Genomic DNA, 14,636 nt, shown 5'->3' with positions numbered 1-14,636 from the left:
ACCCCTCCGAAGGAGAAGCAATGACGACTGAGTACCGACGACTTCGGGTGGCGCTGCTCGGCGCCGGCGCGGTCGGCTCCCAGGTCGCCGCCCTTCTGCTGCGTCACGGCGACGAACTCGCCGACCGCGCGGGAGCGTCGCTCGAGCTCGCCGGCATCGCCGTGCGCAACCTCGACGCACCGCGCGACGTCGACCTGCCGAAGGAGCTGTTCACGACCGACGCCGAGTCGCTGATCCTCGGATCCGACATCGTGATCGAGCTGATCGGGGGCATCGAGCCCGCGCGGGCGAACATCCTCCAGGCGATCGGTTCGGGGGCGGACGTCGTCACGGCGAACAAGGCGCTCCTCGCGACCCACGGCCCCGAGCTGTTCGAGGCTGCCGACCGCGTCGGCGCCTCCGTCTACTACGAGGCCGCGGCCGCCGGTGCGATCCCGATCATCCGACCGCTGCGGGACTCCCTCGCCGGAGACCGGGTGGTGCGGATCATGGGCATCGTGAACGGCACGACCAACTACATCCTCGACCGGATGGAGACCGAGGGTGCCGACTTCGCCGACGTGCTCGCCGACGCCCAGCGGCTCGGATACGCCGAAGCCGACCCGACGGCCGACGTCGAGGGCTACGACGCGGCGCAGAAGGCCGCGATCCTCGCGAGTCTCGCCTTCCACACGGCCGTCCCGCTCGACGCCGTGCACCGCGAGGGCATCACCTCGATCACCGCGTCGATGATCGAAGAGGCCCGCTCTGCGGGCTTCGTGATCAAGCTGCTCGCGGTGTGCGAGCGCATCGACGTCGACGGCTCGGAGTCGATCTCCGTGCGCGTGTACCCGGCGCTCGTGCCGCAGTCGCACCCGCTCGCCTCGGTGCACGGTGCGAACAACGCCGTGTTCGTCGAGGCCGAGGCCGCGGGCTCGCTCATGTTCTACGGCGCGGGCGCCGGGGGAGTGCAGACGGCCTCGGCGGTGCTCGGCGACGTCGTCTCCGCCGCCCGCCGACACATCGCCGGCGGCGTGGGCGTGGGGGAGTCGACCAGGGCGAACCTGCCCGTCGTCCCGATCGGCCATGTCACGACGCGCTACCAGATCACGCTCGAGGTCTCGGACGCTCCCGGCGTCCTCGCGACGGTCGCCGGCATCCTCAGCGACGGCGACGTGTCCGTCGCGACGGTCGTGCAGACCGTGGAGGGCGAGGACGAGCCCACCGCACGCCTCGTGATCGGCACGCACCGTGCCACGGATCAGGCGCTGAGCGCGACGGTCGACGCCCTCGCCGGAAGCTCGGTCGTCGAGCGCGTGGTCTCCGTGCTGCGCGTCGAAGGCGAGTGACGGTGGCCCTCGGACGCACCGTCGAGGTCACGGTCCCCGCGACCAGCGCGAACCTCGGCCCCGGTTTCGACACACTCGGCCTGGCGCTGAGCGTCTACGACACCCTCCTCGTCACCGAGCTCCCCGCGGGCGAGCTCGACATCGAGGTGTCGGGTTCGGGCGCGGAGGAGATCCCCCGCGATGAGTCGAACCTCATCGTCCGCACGATCGCACACGTGTACGCGGATGTCGCACGCCCCATGCCGGGGCTGCGGATCGTCGCCGAGAACGGCGTCCCGCACGGGCGGGGACTCGGCTCGTCCGGAGCCGCCGTCACCGCCGGCATCCTGGCGGCCAAGGGGCTGCTCGACGGCGACGTCGAGATCGACGACACCGACATGCTGCGCCTCGCCACCGAGATCGAGGGGCACCCCGACAACGTCGCGCCCGCCCTGTTCGGCGGCCTCACGATCGCCTGGATGGGAGACCGCGGCCCGCAGCACAAGAAGCTGCTGGTGCACCGCGGCGTCTCTCCGCTCGTGCTCGTCCCCGCCTACACGATGTCGACCTCGGCCGCGCGGTCGCTGCAGCCGCCGCAGGTGTCGACGGCCGATGCGGTGTTCAACGTCTCGCGATCGGCACTCCTGATCGCCGCGCTCATGCAGAGCCCCGAGCTGCTGCTCGACGCGACCGCCGACCGGCTGCACCAGGACTACCGTGCCGGGGCGATGCCCGAGACGCAGCGCCTCGTGCAGGCGCTGCGCGCGGCGGGTTTCGCCGCCGTCGTCTCGGGCGCGGGGCCCAGCGTGCTCGTGCTCGCGGACGGACCCGGCAGCCGACAGGATGCCGTGGAACTGGCCGCTGCGACCACCGACACCCCGTGGGACGCGCTGCTGCTGGCGGTCGACGTCCGTGGTGGTACAGTGGGGACTCGAGCGGAGGGCTCCACGTAGGTTCGTGAATCTGGCCCCATTGCAACTCTGCAAGATCCGCACGCCAAACCCCTGACGCACCTATCTGTCGTGAGCGCCGCCCTCATCCTGAGCGTGGTTCTCACCGAGAGCCTGGTGCGGGGCCGGCCGGTGCCGAGCACCAGCCCGTGCGATCGTGCGCAGCACCCGTTGCGCACGTACCGCTCATGTCTTCGAGACCAAAGAGGGAGCACTCGTGGAGAACTTCTCCGAGACCCAGAACGACCAGGCGGCTCCGGCCGCCGAGGCCCCGGCATCCGCCGCGGCCCCCGCCGCGACCGAGGCGCCTGCCGAGGCCGCGCCCGCCCGCAAGCGCGCCCCGCGTCGGGCGAACACCGCGTCGGCGGCCGCCAAGGCCGAGAAGGCAGCGGAGAGCGCCGCCGCGGCGCCCGCGGCCGACGCCCCGGCGTCCGCTGACGCTCCGGCGTCTGCTGACGCTCCGGCCGCCGACGCCGAGGCACCCAAGGCCAAGGCCCCTCGCCGCAGCCGTGCGAAGAAGGCCGACGCCGAGCCCGCGGCAGACGCCGCTCCGGCGACGGACGCGGCCCCGGCCGAGAGCACGCCCGCCGAGGACAAGAAGCCCGCCGACGCGGCGAGCGATGCGGCGGCCGACTCCGCCGCCGAGCCCAAGAAGGGCCGCGGGCGTCGTCCCGCCAAGAAGGCCACCGCGGAGGCGGACGCTCCCGCCGCGGCCGAGGAGAAGCCCGCGGAGCAGGCACCCGCCGAGGCGGCGTCGTCGAACGACTCCGCCTCCGAGGGCGCCGATGGCGAGGAGCAGAGCGGCCGCAGCCGCAGCCGCAACCGCAGCCGCAACCGCGGTCGCGGACAGAACGGCAACGGCCAGGGCGAGCAGCAGCAGAACGCTCCCGCGGATGACGAGCAGGGCGGCAACGGTCGTGGCCGTCAGCGCAACAAGCGCCGCGGCGGCACGCAGACCGACGAGTTCGAGACCGAGATCGGCGAGGACGACGTCCTGATCCCGATCGCCGGAATCCTCGACGTCCTCGACAACTACGCCTTCGTTCGCACGACCGGCTACCTCGCGGGTCCCAGCGACGTCTACGTCTCGCTCGGCCAGGTGAAGAAGTACAACCTGCGCAAGGGCGACGCGATCGTCGGCTCGATCAAGCAGCCGCGTGAGAACGAGCAGCAGGGGCGCCAGAAGTACAACGCGCTCGTGAAGGTCGACTCGATCAACGGCCTCTCGGTCGACGACGCCGCCACGCGCGTCGAGTTCGGCAAGCTGACCCCGCTGTACCCGCAGGAGCGTCTGCGCCTGGAGACCGCGCCCGAGAAGCTCACGCAGCGCATCATCGACCTGGTCGCCCCCATCGGCAAGGGCCAGCGCGGACTCATCGTCGCGCCCCCCAAGGCCGGCAAGACCATCGTCCTGCAGCAGATCGCGAACGCGATCGCGCAGAACAACCCCGAGGTCCACCTCATGGTCGTGCTCGTGGACGAGCGCCCCGAAGAGGTCACCGACATGGAACGCTCGGTCAAGGGCGAGGTCATCGCCTCGACCTTCGACCGCCCCGCCGAGGACCACACGACGGTCGCCGAGCTCGCGATCGAGCGCGCGAAGCGCCTCGTCGAACTCGGTCGCGACGTCGTCGTGCTGCTCGACTCGATCACGCGCCTCGGCCGTGCGTACAACCTCGCCGCCCCCGCCTCGGGTCGTGTGCTGACCGGTGGAGTCGACGCCTCGGCGCTCTACCCGCCCAAGCGCTTCTTCGGCGCTGCGCGCAACATCGAGAACGGCGGGTCGCTCACGATCCTCGCCACCGCGCTCGTCGAGACCGGCTCCAAGATGGACGAGGTCATCTTCGAGGAGTTCAAGGGCACCGGCAACAGCGAGCTGCGTCTGTCGCGCGCTCTCGCCGACAAGCGGATCTTCCCGGCCGTCGACGTCAACGCGTCGAGCACCCGCCGTGAGGAGATGCTGCTCTCCGCCGACGAGGTGAAGATCACCTGGAAGCTGCGTCGCGCCCTCGCCGGCCTCGACCAGCAGCAGGCGCTCGAGGTCGTGCTCGGCAAGCTCAAGGAGACCCATTCGAACGTGGAGTTCCTCGTGCAGATGCAGAAGTCGATCCCGACGCTGCCGGCCGGCGGTCACGGGCACGACAACAACATCCGCTGAGCGGAGCGACGGTGTTCGAGTCCGTCCAGACTCTGATCGACGAGCACCGCCGGGTGCAGGAGGAGCTCTCCGACCCGGCGGTGCACGCCGATGCCGCGCGCGCCAAGCGCGTCAACCGGCGCTACGCCGAGCTGTCGCGCATCGTCGCGGCGCATGAGGCGTGGGTCGCGGCATCCGACGATCTGGAGGCCGCGCGCGAACTCGCCCGTGAGGACGAGGCGTTCGCCGACGAGGTCCCGGTGCTCGAGCAGGGTCTGCAGGCGGCGCAGGAGAAGCTTCGACGCCTGCTGATCCCGCGTGATCCCGATGATGCGCGCGACGTGATCATGGAGATCAAGGCGGGGGAGGGCGGCGCCGAGTCGGCGCTGTTCGCCGCCGATCTGCTGCGCATGTACGTGCAGTACGCGGCGTCGAAGGGCTGGAAGACGGAGCTCCTCGAGCGCAACGAGTCGGATCTCGGCGGATACAAGGACGTGCAGGTCGCGATCAAGGGATCGTCATCCGACCCCGCTCAGGGCGTCTGGGCTCACCTGAAGTACGAGGGCGGTGTGCACCGAGTGCAGCGCGTGCCGGCGACCGAGTCGCAGGGTCGCATCCACACGTCCACGACCGGGGTGCTGGTGTTCCCCGAGGTCGACGAGCCCGAGGAGATCCAGATCGACCAGAACGATCTCAAGATCGACGTGTTCCGCTCGTCGGGCCCCGGCGGGCAGTCCGTGAACACGACAGACTCGGCGGTGCGGATCACGCACGTGCCGACCGGCATCGTCGTGTCGATGCAGAACGAGAAGTCGCAGCTGCAGAACCGCGAGGCCGCGATGCGCGTGCTCCGCGCTCGGCTGCTCGCGAAGCAGCAGGAGGAGCTGGATGCGGTGGCGTCGGATGCGCGTAAGTCGCAGATCCGCACGATGGACCGCTCCGAGCGCATCCGCACCTACAACTTCCCGGAGAACCGGATCGCGGACCACCGCACCGGCTTCAAGGCGTACAACCTCGACCAGGTCATGGACGGCGCTCTCGAGCCGATCATCGAGTCGGCGGTCCAGGCCGATGAGGAGGCGCGTCTCGCCGCCGTCGGCTCCGACTCCTGACCGTCTATTTCTGCCGAACGGCACAAATAGCGTGCGTGCGGCGACCATTCGCCGCAAATAGACGGGCCCTGTGGACGGCCCGCACGCGCGCGGTTCCGGTTCGTGCACTCTTGCGTCATGCCACGACGCCGCCCCGAGACTCCTTCCCGACTGCCCGAGGCGTTCACGGTCGCTGAGGCCTCGCACCTCGGCGTCGGGAGATCCGCGCTGCGGGGCGACCATTTCGAGACGATCTTCCACGGCGGCCGACGCCGTCGAGACCTCGACCCGGCCGGTTCCGACGACGCACCGAACTGGGCGCGGCGCTCCGCAGAGTTCGAGCGGCTCATCAGCGCCTACATCCCTCTCATGCCACCGCACGCTTTCCTTTGCGGGACGACGGCGGCTCATCTGTGGCAGATCCCGCTGCCATCGAGGGTCCCCGCAGCGATCGAGGTCGGCGTGTTCCGTCCACGCACCGCACCGGTGAGGCCAGGGCTGCGGGGGCGGCAATTCACGGCATCCTTCGTCCTCGTCACGGATCTCGGCGGCATCCGTGTCACCGACCCCGCCTCGACCTGGGCGTCGCTCGGCGGAACGCTGCGTGAGGATGAGCTGATCGTTGCCGCGGATCACGTCCTCCACATTCCGCGGCATCCCGGCGGGTTCAGACCGGTGACGGAGTCCGCGCTCGCCGATCGCGAGCGCCTCGAACGCTTCGCAGAGCGACGAGGCCGCCCCGGTGCCCCGGCGCTTCGCCGCGCTCTGGAGCATGCGCGCACGGGATCGGCGTCGCCTCCGGAGACTCAGATCCGGCTGCTCATCCGCGACGCGGGGCTGCCAGAGCCGGTCCTCGATCACGACGTCTACGACGGGCGAGGCCGATTCCTCGGATGCAGCGAACTGGCGTATCCGGACCTGCGTGTGGCGATCGAGTACGAGAGCGACGGTCATCTCCTTCGCCATCAGCTCGAGCGCGACATCGACAAGTACCAGGCGTACGCCGAGGCGGGGTGGGTGACGGTTCGCCTGACGTCGGAGCACGTCTATCGCTCACCTCACGAGGCCGTCCGTCGGATCCGTGAGGCCTGTCGCCGCGCCGACCGCGATTCAGGCCCGTCTATCTCTGCCGTATGACGCAAACCGAGCGTCTGTTTCTGCCGTTCGGCAGAAACAGACGGGTGTGGAGCGCTCCCACATGCGGGCCTGTGTGAGCGCTATGCTCGGGCCGTGATCACGTTCCTGTTCCGCTCGCTGATGTACGTCGTCTCGGCGGGTCTCGGCCTCATCGTCGCCGACCTCCTCCTCGACGGGTTCCAGATCCAGTGGGACCGGTGGTGGGGCTTCGTCATCTGCATCCTGATCTTCGCGATCCTACAGAGCGTGCTCGCACCCTGGGTCAGCAAGCTGGCCGACCGCTACGCGCCCGTGCTCATGGGCGGGATCGGGATCTTCTCGACGCTCATCGCGCTCGTGATCGTGGTGCTGCTGCCGATCGGCGGTCTGCGCATCGTCGATGTGACCGGATGGCTGCTCGGCGCGGTCATCGTGTGGCTCATCACGGCGCTGGGAAGCGTCCTGCTGCCGCTCATCTTCCTCCGCAAGGAGGTCGGGGAGAAGCGCGGCCGCCGAGCAGCGCGCTGACCGGCATCCTCAGATCGAGTACTCCGGGGCGGTCAGCAGCGCTCGCGTGTCATCCTGCGAGGTCCGCGCGCGCGGCTTGGCGGGAACGCCCACCAGCACGCTGTCGGCGGGGGCGTCGCGCGTCACGACGGCATTGGCTCCGACGACGGAGTGGGCGCCGACCGTCACCGGCCCGAGGATCTTCGCCCCGGCGCCCACGGCGACCCCGTCGCCGAGGGTCGGATGCCGCTTGCCGGCGTCCCGCGTACGGCCTCCCAGCGTCACTCCGTGGTACAGCATCACGTCGTCGCCGATCTCGGCGGTCTCGCCGATCACGACGCCCATCCCGTGGTCGATGAAGAAGCGACGGCCGATCCGCGCGCCGGGATGGATCTCGATGCCGGTGAGCCAGCGGGAGATCTGCGAGCCCCCGCGTGCGAGCAGTCGCAGCCGCCGACGCCACAGCGCGTTCCAGACGCGGTGCGCCCAGATCGCGTGCAGTCCGGGGTAGAGCAGAGCGACCTCGAGGGAACTCCGAGCGGCGGGGTCGCGCAGCCGGGCCGCCGCGATGTCCTCGCGCATTCGACCGATGACGTCCATCGGGCGGATCAGGCCTCGCGCAGGTGCTCGTACAGAGCGGTCGACAGGTAGCGCTCGCCGAACGACGGGATGATCACGACGATGGTCTTGCCCGCAGCTTCCGGTCGCTTCGCGATCTCGAGCGCGGCCCAGATCGCCGCGCCGCTCGACATGCCGACCAGGATGCCGTCCTTCGCCGCGGTGTCGCGTGCGAGGCGGATCGCGTCGTCGAACTCGACGTCGACGACCTCGTCGATCACGTCGCGGTCGAGGATCTGCGGAACGAAGTTCGGGCCGATGCCCTGGATCTTGTGCGGTCCGGGGTGGCCCTCGGTGAGGATGGGGGAGTCCTTGGGCTCCACCGCGATGACCTTGACGCCGGGGATGCGCTCCTTGAGCACCTGGCCGACACCGGTGATGGTTCCGCCCGTGCCGATGCCCGCGACGAAGTAGTCGACGTGGCCGTCGGTGTCGCGCAGGATCTCCTCGGCGGTGGTCTTGCGGTGGATCGCCGGGTTCGCCTCGTTCGCGAACTGCTTGGCGAGCACGGCGCCGGGGGTCTTCTCCGCGATGGCCTCGGCCTCGGCGACGGCGTGCGTCATGCCCTTCGTCGGGTCGGTGAGCACGAGTTCGGCCCCGAACGCCTTCAGCAGCATCCGCCGCTCCTTCGACATCGACGCCGGCATCGTGAGGATGACCTTGTAGCCGCGGGCCGCGCCGACCATCGCGAGAGCGATGCCGGTGTTGCCGCTGGTGGCCTCCACGATCGTCCCGCCGGGCTTCAGCTGGCCGGACGCCTCCGCGGCGTCGACGATCGCGATCCCGAGGCGGTCCTTGACGCTCGACGCCGGGTTGTAGAACTCGAGCTTCGCGAGGATCGTCGCATCGACGCCCTCGGCCACTCGGTTGAGCCGGACGAGCGGGGTGTTGCCGAACGCCGTGGTGATGTCGGAGTGGATGCCGGGCATGAGGAGCCTTCCTGGATGCGGGGTGACTGATGCCCAGCCTAGGCGAGTCACGATCAGGGGTCGCCAATGTGACACCCTCGTGCCCCCGTACGCTGGACCCATGCCCGACACCTCTCTCGCTTCCCTCGTGCGCGCCGCGGCGGAGCGCCTCGCTGACGCCGGGGTTCCGGATCCTCTCGTCGACGCCGAGCTCCTCGCGGGCCACGTTTTGGGGATGCGCCGAGGAGAGGTCCAGGCTGCTCTGGTGCGCGGCGACACGGTCTCGGACGCCCGCGCGACCGCCTTCGACGAGCTCGTCGCACGTCGCGCCGGGCGGGAGCCGCTGCAGCACATCACCGGGGTGGCGCCGTTCCGTCATCTGGAGCTCGCGGTGGGTCCCGGCGTCTTCGTGCCGCGCCCCGAGACCGAGACCGTCGTGCAGTTCGCGATCGACGCGCTGCTCGCCTCGCCCGAACCCGCACCGATCGCGATCGATCTGGGAACAGGGTCCGGGGCGATCGCGCTCGCGATGGCCACCGAGGTGCCGCACGCGAGGGTGTTCGCGACCGAGCTGTCACCCGAGGCGTTTCCCTGGGCACAGCGCAACACCGCGGGGGTCGCGAACCTCACGCTGGTGGACGAGGACCTCGGCGAGGCGTTCCGCGACCTCGACGGCTCGGCGTCGGTCGTCATCTCCAACCCGCCCTACGTTCCGGATGCCGCCGTGCCCCGCGATCCCGAGGTGCGGCTGTTCGATCCGCATATGGCCCTGTACGGGGGAGAGGACGGCCTCGACATCGTGCGCATCCTCAGCGTCCGGGCGGCGGAGCTGCTGAGACCAGGGGGACTGCTGGTGATCGAGCACGGCGAGATGCAGGGCGAGGAGATCCGCAGCATCCTCACCCGCGACGGGTGGCGGGCCGCTGCCACGCATCGCGATCTCACGCTTCGAGACAGGGCGACCACGGCCCTGCGTCCTTGACGGCGTCGTCATCGGTCGCACAGGCGCCGGCCGTCTAGAATCGGAAGGTCATGTCCTCCATCTTCGACTGCGGCGACGAGTCCGAACTCCTCGCCGGCATGCGTCACGCGCGCCAGGCCATCGCTCGGGGCGAGCTCATCGTGATGCCCACCGACACCGTGTACGGCGTCGCGGCCGACGCCTTCTCGCCCGCCGCCGTGCAGCGTCTCCTCGATGCCAAGGGGCGCGGACGGAACCAGCCGCCGCCCGTGCTGATCGGCTCGAAGGAGACGCTCGCGGCCCTCGCTGAATCGGTGCCGGAACCCGTGCAGCGCCTCGTCGACGCGTTCTGGCCCGGTGGTCTGACGATCGTCCTCCCCGCGCAGCCGTCCCTGGTGTGGGACCTGGGGGAGACCGAGGGCACGGTCGCCGTCCGGATGCCGGAGGGTCGCGTGGCGCTCGAGCTCCTCGCCGAGACCGGCCCGCTCGCTGTGTCCAGCGCCAACCTCACGGGTCGCGACGCGGCGATCTCCGCTTACGACGCCGAGCGGATGCTGGGCAACAGCGTCGCGGTGTACCTGGCCGACGGCATCAGCAAGGAGGGCGTCGCCTCCACGATCGTCGACGCGACATCGCTCGTTCCGCGCGGCGCCGAGCCGACGACCGGCCTGGTGCGCGTGCTCCGTCAGGGCGCGATCAGTCGTGAGCGTCTCGAGGAGGTCCTCGGCGACCTGCTCGAGCCGGGGCCGCCACTGCAGCAGGACGAGGACCTGTGAAGCAGTACCTCCTGACGGCCGTCATCACCGCCGCGATCACGTTCGCGCTGACCTGGGCGGTCTGGAAGCTGAGCCTGCGGTTCAAGCTGTACCCCGAGATCCGCGAGCGCGACGTCCACAAGACGCCCACGCCACGTCTCGGCGGCGTCGCGATCTTCCTGGGCATCGCGATCGCGATGGGGGTGTCGGCCGCGAATCCGTTCTTCGCCACGATCTGGATGCCGCCGCAGACCATGTGGTCGATCCTCGCGGCCGCACTGCTGATCGCGGTCATCGGCGTGGTCGACGACCTCTGGGATCTCGACTGGATGATCAAGCTCGGCGCGCAGTTCCTCGCCGCCGCGATCATCACGATCGGCGGCGGGCTGCAGATCCTGTCGCTGCCGTTCGGTGACCTGATCGTCTTCTCCAGCTGGCTGAGCATCACGATCACGATGTTCGCGATCGTGATCGTCATGAACGCGGTGAACTTCATCGACGGGCTGGACGGCCTGGTCGCCGGCGTCTGCCTGATCGCGAACGGCGTGTTCTTCGCGTACTCGTACATACTCACGCGCGACACCGGCGCCTCGAGCTACTTCAACCTCGCGTCGTTTCTCGCGGCCGTGCTCATCGGCGCGTGCATCGGCTTCCTGCCCTTCAACTGGAGTCCGGCGAAGCTGTTCATGGGCGACTCCGGCGCGCTCGTGCTCGGCCTCCTCATGGCCACCTCGGCGATCGCCGTCACCGGGCAGCTCGAGCCCTCGGCGCTCGACCTCGAGCGACTGGGCCGCTCGCAGCTGCTCGGAGCCTTCATCCCGATCCTGCTGCCCTTGCTCGTCGTGCTTCTGCCGCTGCTCGATTTCGGGCTCGCGGTGCTCCGCCGTATGAACGCGGGCAAGTCGCCCTTCTCGCCCGATCGCAAGCACCTGCACCACCGGATGCTGGACCTCGGCCATCGCGATCGCGACGCCGTGCTGATCTTCTACGCCTGGACCGCGATCATCTCGATCGCGGTGCTCCTGATGTACGTGGGAGCCCGTGAGGACTGGCCGGGCCAGTACCTGCCAGGGGTGGGCTTCGGCGTCCTGGGCATCGCCGCCTGCCTCGTCATCACCCTGATGCCCTCCCGTCGTAAGCGCACCACGACGGATGCCGAGCCCGACCCGACACCCGTGGAGTCCCCATGAGCCCGAACCCCGTCTCCAGCACCCCGATCCTCCGCAGGACCCTCATCTGGTCGGTGGTGTCGACGGTCGTGCTCGCCGTCGGCGCCGCGACCGTCGGATACCTCGTCGCTCAGGGGGAGGGACTCGTCAGCGGACTGCTGGGCGTGCTGATCGCTGCGGTCTTCCTCGGGATCACCGGCGCCAGCATCCTCATCGCCAACCGCTGGTACGGCGAGCCCCTGTACGTCCAGTTCTTCTTCGCGATCGTGCTCGGCGGATGGCTGCTCAAGATCATCGTCTTCTTCCTGGTCATCGTCGTGCTGAGGGATCAGCCCTGGATCCAGCCGACGGTGTTCTTCGTCTCGATCATCGCCGGCGTGCTCGTTTCGCTCATCGTCGACGCGGTCACGATCGGCACCATGCGCCTGCCACATGTCAGCGATTCCTCGTTGCCGACGGAGGTTCCGGAGGACGCGGCCCCGGGGGCCTCTCCCTCGGAGGACGGTCCCGCGAGGTCTTAGGCCACCCTCAGATTCTGATAGTGTTGACACGTGCCCGCCGCTCGCCCGCGAGCGCTTGCGCCTGAAGCACACCGACCATCGTCGCTCCGGTTCTGACCGGTGCCCCGAAGCTGGAGCCCGCGCTGTTTAATCTTGCTGCGACCCTGATGCCCCGACTCGCCACGGATGACGAGTTCCACGCTCCGTCCATCGCCGAGTTCTTCCCTGACGCCGTCTTCCAGATCGGCGACCTGGTGATCAACCGAATTCACCTCGTCCAGTTCGTCGCGACCATCGCCGTGGTGCTGTTCCTCTGGCTGGGTACCCGCCGCATGCGCGTCGTGCCTGGTCGCTTCCAGAGCGTCGTGGAGATGGCGCTCGACTTCGTGCGGGTCAATGTCGCCGAGGACCTGCTCGGCCGCAAGGACGGCCGCCGGTTCCTCCCGATCCTCGCGACCATCTTCTTCATGGTCCTTTTCATGAACCTCACGGGCATCATCCCGTTCATGAACATCGCCGGTACGAGCATCATCGCCGTCCCGGCGCTGCTGGCGCTCGTCAGCTACGTGTCGTTCATCTACGCAGGTGTCAAGAAGAGCCCCAAGAACTTCTTCCGCAACGCACTGTTCCCGTCTGGCGTGCCGCCGTTCCTCTACGTCATCGTGACGCCGCTCGAGATCCTCTCGACGTTCATCATCCGTCCGATCACGCTGACGCTGCGACTGCTCATGAACATGGTCGTCGGGCACCTCATGCTCGTGCTGTTCTTCTCGGCCACCCAGTTCTTCGTGATCACGCTCGGAAGCGGGTGGATCGCACTCGGTGCGGGAACCCTCGCGTTCGGCTTCGCCTTCACCCTGTTCGAGGTCCTCGTGGCCTTCCTGCAGGCCTACGTCTTCACCATCCTCACCGCGGTCTACATCCAGCTCGCGGTCGCAGAAGAGCACTGAGCGGGCAGGCATCTGCCTGTCCACCCAACTGAAAGGAAAAACCCGTGGACGCAACTACGGTTCTCGCTGAACTCAACGGCAACATCGGCACCGTGGGCTACGGCCTCGCAGCCATCGGTCCCGCCATCGGCGTCGGCATCGTCGTCGGCAAGACGATCGAGGGTGTCGCCCGTCAGCCCGAGCTGGCCGGTCGCCTGCAGGTCCTGATGTACATCGGTATCGCCTTCACCGAGGCGCTCGCCTTCATCGGCATCGCGACCTACTTCATCTTCCAGTAAGTCCTCCCTTCCAGTTTCGATAAGGAGACAGGATGCTGAACGCTCTTGTCACGAACCTCGCAGCAGAGGGTGAAAATCAGAACCCTCTGATTCCCGCGTGGTACGACATCATCTGGTCGGCGGTGTGCTTCGTCGTCATCCTCTTCGTGGTGTGGAAGGTCGCCCTTCCCAAGCTCTACGACCTGCTCGACAAGCGCTCTGCCGCGATCGAGGGCAACATCGCCAAGGCCGACGAGGCTCAGAAGCAGGCCGAGGCCGCGCTCGAGGAGTACACGCGTCAGCTGGCCGAAGCGCGTACCGAGGCCGGTGAGATCCGTGAGGCCGCCCGCGAGGACGGCAAGAAGATCGTTGCCGAGGCCAAGGACGCAGCGACCAGCGAAGCTGCTCGCGTGACCGCGGCCGCGCACTCGCAGATCGAGGCCGAGCGTCAGACGGCGCTCGTCTCGCTCCGCAACGAGGTGGGCACGCTCGCGATCGACCTCGCCGGTGGTGTGGTCGGTGAGACGCTCGCCGACGATGCACGTGCGACGGCGGTCGTCGACCGCTTCCTCGCCGACCTCGAAGCATCCGAGAAGGCGGCTCAGTAATGGGCAGCGCGACCACTCAGGCACTGGCGGCATCCACTCAGGCGCTTGCCGCAGCGAAGGGCGTCACCCTCGACACGGCGCAGGAGCTGTTCGCAGCCGCCCGCGCCGTGGGGGTGTCGTCCCAGCTGAGCGGCGCGCTGGCCGACCCTGCGGCTGCGGCCGTGGCGCGACAGAACGTCGTGGCAGCGGTGTTCGGCTCGTTCTCGCAGAACGCGCAGGATGTGCTGAAGACGGCTGTCGCCGAGCGCTGGTCGTCGGCGAGCGAGCTGACGGACGGCATCGAGGAGCTGGCGATCCGGGCCGCGGCCATCGCGGAGCCCGGGGCCGACATCGAGGGGGAGCTGTTCGGGTTCTCCCGAATCATCGCCGCCAACCCGGAGCTCGAGCTCGCACTCGGCAGCCGACTCGGAGGAGAGGCCGCCAAGGGCTCTCTCATCGAGCGTCTGCTCGCGGGTGGAGCCACGAGCGCCTCGACCGCGCTGATCGTCTCGTCGCTGGTGCGCCAGCCGCGCGAGCGTCGGGTGCGTCAGCTGCTCTCCCGGGCCATGCGCGTCGTCGCGAGCCAGGGCGACCGCGTCGTCGCCACCGTCCACACCGCGAAGCCGCTCACCGCAGCTCAGCGCACGCGCCTGAGTGACGCGCTCTCGCGCCGTTACGAGGGGACGGTGTCCCTCAACGAGGTCATCGACTCCACCGTCGTCGGAGGTCTGCGCGTGCAGATCGCGGACGACGTCATCGACGGCAGCATCTCCGCCCGTCTCGCCGATCTTCGCCAGAAGCTCGCCGGCTAACACGACTTCGC

16 protein-coding genes are annotated in these 14,636 nt (G+C 69.1%); 14 read left to right on the top strand and 2 right to left on the bottom strand.

The window, feature by feature from the left end:
- Positions 1–20 precede the first annotated feature (20 nt).
- The 6 genes from AKH00_RS03440 (at position 21) to AKH00_RS03415 (ending at position 7,129) form a co-directional block, all read left to right on the top strand.
- Positions 21–1,328 carry a homoserine dehydrogenase gene (locus AKH00_RS03440; protein ID WP_050721293.1) on the top strand — a complete coding sequence of 436 codons (1,308 nt, stop codon included), beginning with the start codon at positions 21–23 and terminating at the stop codon, positions 1,326–1,328.
- Entirely contained in the window at positions 1,325–2,260 is a 936-nt protein-coding gene (gene thrB, locus AKH00_RS03435) for a homoserine kinase (protein WP_050721292.1), read from the top strand. Before AKH00_RS03440 ends, thrB begins: the two co-directional genes overlap by 4 nt.
- 214 nt (positions 2,261–2,474) lie before the next feature.
- Positions 2,475–4,415, top strand: a complete 1,941-nt coding sequence (gene rho, locus AKH00_RS03430; RefSeq protein ID WP_050721291.1) for a transcription termination factor Rho — start codon at positions 2,475–2,477, stop codon at positions 4,413–4,415.
- Between the two features lie 11 nt (positions 4,416–4,426).
- Entirely contained in the window at positions 4,427–5,506 is a 1,080-nt protein-coding gene (prfA, locus tag AKH00_RS03425) for a peptide chain release factor 1 (RefSeq protein WP_050721290.1), read from the top strand.
- A 117-nt stretch (positions 5,507–5,623) separates the two neighbouring features.
- Positions 5,624–6,622 (top strand): hypothetical protein, encoded by a 999-nt coding sequence (locus tag AKH00_RS03420; RefSeq protein ID WP_050721289.1) that lies wholly within the window; start codon positions 5,624–5,626, stop codon positions 6,620–6,622.
- Between the two features lie 93 nt (positions 6,623–6,715).
- A complete protein-coding gene (locus AKH00_RS03415; RefSeq protein ID WP_050721288.1) occupies positions 6,716–7,129 on the top strand; it encodes a phage holin family protein in 414 nt (137 codons plus the stop codon).
- A 9-nt stretch (positions 7,130–7,138) separates the two neighbouring features.
- Here AKH00_RS03415 and epsC read toward each other — a convergent pair whose 3' ends face one another.
- Together epsC and cysK are read right to left on the bottom strand one after the other, a co-directional pair.
- Positions 7,139–7,708 carry a serine O-acetyltransferase EpsC gene (gene epsC, locus AKH00_RS03410; protein ID WP_050721287.1) on the bottom strand — a complete coding sequence of 190 codons (570 nt, stop codon included), beginning with the start codon at positions 7,706–7,708 and terminating at the stop codon, positions 7,139–7,141.
- Positions 7,709–7,716: 8 nt separating this feature from the next.
- Positions 7,717–8,655, bottom strand: a complete 939-nt coding sequence (gene cysK / locus AKH00_RS03405) for a cysteine synthase A (RefSeq protein WP_050721286.1) — start codon at positions 8,653–8,655, stop codon at positions 7,717–7,719.
- A gap of 100 nt (positions 8,656–8,755) precedes the next feature.
- Here cysK and prmC point away from each other — a divergent pair, with 100 nt between their 5' ends.
- From prmC to AKH00_RS03365, 8 genes are all read left to right on the top strand, one after another.
- A complete protein-coding gene (prmC, locus tag AKH00_RS03400; protein WP_050721285.1) occupies positions 8,756–9,616 on the top strand; it encodes a peptide chain release factor N(5)-glutamine methyltransferase in 861 nt (286 codons plus the stop codon).
- Positions 9,617–9,666: 50 nt separating this feature from the next.
- Positions 9,667–10,371: an L-threonylcarbamoyladenylate synthase gene (locus AKH00_RS03395; protein ID WP_050721284.1), complete on the top strand. Its 705-nt coding sequence runs from the start codon at positions 9,667–9,669 to the stop codon at positions 10,369–10,371.
- Positions 10,368–11,540, top strand: a complete 1,173-nt coding sequence (locus AKH00_RS03390) for a glycosyltransferase family 4 protein (protein WP_050721283.1) — start codon at positions 10,368–10,370, stop codon at positions 11,538–11,540. Before AKH00_RS03395 ends, AKH00_RS03390 begins: the two co-directional genes overlap by 4 nt.
- Positions 11,537–12,040: a hypothetical protein gene (locus tag AKH00_RS03385; protein ID WP_050721282.1), complete on the top strand. Its 504-nt coding sequence runs from the start codon at positions 11,537–11,539 to the stop codon at positions 12,038–12,040. The genes AKH00_RS03390 and AKH00_RS03385 overlap by 4 nt, the downstream gene beginning before the upstream one ends.
- A 146-nt stretch (positions 12,041–12,186) precedes the next feature.
- Positions 12,187–12,969, top strand: a complete 783-nt coding sequence (gene atpB / locus AKH00_RS03380) for a F0F1 ATP synthase subunit A (protein ID WP_082297373.1) — start codon at positions 12,187–12,189, stop codon at positions 12,967–12,969.
- A 44-nt stretch (positions 12,970–13,013) separates the two neighbouring features.
- On the top strand, positions 13,014–13,247 hold the full coding sequence (atpE, locus tag AKH00_RS03375; RefSeq protein ID WP_050721281.1) for an ATP synthase F0 subunit C: 234 nt from the start codon (positions 13,014–13,016) through the stop codon (positions 13,245–13,247).
- 32 nt (positions 13,248–13,279) lie between these two features.
- Complete coding sequence (locus tag AKH00_RS03370; protein WP_050721280.1) at positions 13,280–13,834, top strand: F0F1 ATP synthase subunit B; 555 nt, start codon at positions 13,280–13,282, stop codon at positions 13,832–13,834.
- Positions 13,834–14,625 (top strand): F0F1 ATP synthase subunit delta, encoded by a 792-nt coding sequence (locus AKH00_RS03365; RefSeq protein WP_050721279.1) that lies wholly within the window; start codon positions 13,834–13,836, stop codon positions 14,623–14,625. Before AKH00_RS03370 ends, AKH00_RS03365 begins: the two co-directional genes overlap by 1 nt.
- The last annotated feature ends 11 nt before the right edge of the window (positions 14,626–14,636 follow it).

It is taken from the genome of Microbacterium sp. GCS4 (assembly GCF_001262495.1).
GTDB lineage: Bacteria > Actinomycetota > Actinomycetes > Actinomycetales > Microbacteriaceae > Microbacterium.
The sequence above is the reverse complement of the archived record's forward strand: the minus strand, read 5'-3'. Positions and strand labels throughout refer to the sequence as shown.

Bases quoted from the DNA above. Each gene is read 5' to 3' on its own strand.
- AKH00_RS03440 (WP_050721293.1), top strand. From the start codon at position 21: ATGACGACTGAGTACCGACGACTTCGGGTGGCGCTGCTCGGCGCCGGC.
- AKH00_RS03420 (WP_050721289.1), top strand. From the start codon at position 5,624: ATGCCACGACGCCGCCCCGAGACTCCTTCCCGACTGCCCGAGGCGTTC.
- epsC (WP_050721287.1), bottom strand. From the start codon at position 7,708: ATGGACGTCATCGGTCGAATGCGCGAGGACATCGCGGCGGCCCGGCTG.
- cysK (WP_050721286.1), bottom strand. From the start codon at position 8,655: ATGCCCGGCATCCACTCCGACATCACCACGGCGTTCGGCAACACCCCG.
- prmC (WP_050721285.1), top strand. From the start codon at position 8,756: ATGCCCGACACCTCTCTCGCTTCCCTCGTGCGCGCCGCGGCGGAGCGC.
- AKH00_RS03395 (WP_050721284.1), top strand. From the start codon at position 9,667: ATGTCCTCCATCTTCGACTGCGGCGACGAGTCCGAACTCCTCGCCGGC.
- AKH00_RS03385 (WP_050721282.1), top strand. From the start codon at position 11,537: ATGAGCCCGAACCCCGTCTCCAGCACCCCGATCCTCCGCAGGACCCTC.
- atpB (WP_082297373.1), top strand. From the start codon at position 12,187: ATGCCCCGACTCGCCACGGATGACGAGTTCCACGCTCCGTCCATCGCC.
- AKH00_RS03370 (WP_050721280.1), top strand. From the start codon at position 13,280: ATGCTGAACGCTCTTGTCACGAACCTCGCAGCAGAGGGTGAAAATCAG.
- AKH00_RS03365 (WP_050721279.1), top strand. From the start codon at position 13,834: ATGGGCAGCGCGACCACTCAGGCACTGGCGGCATCCACTCAGGCGCTT.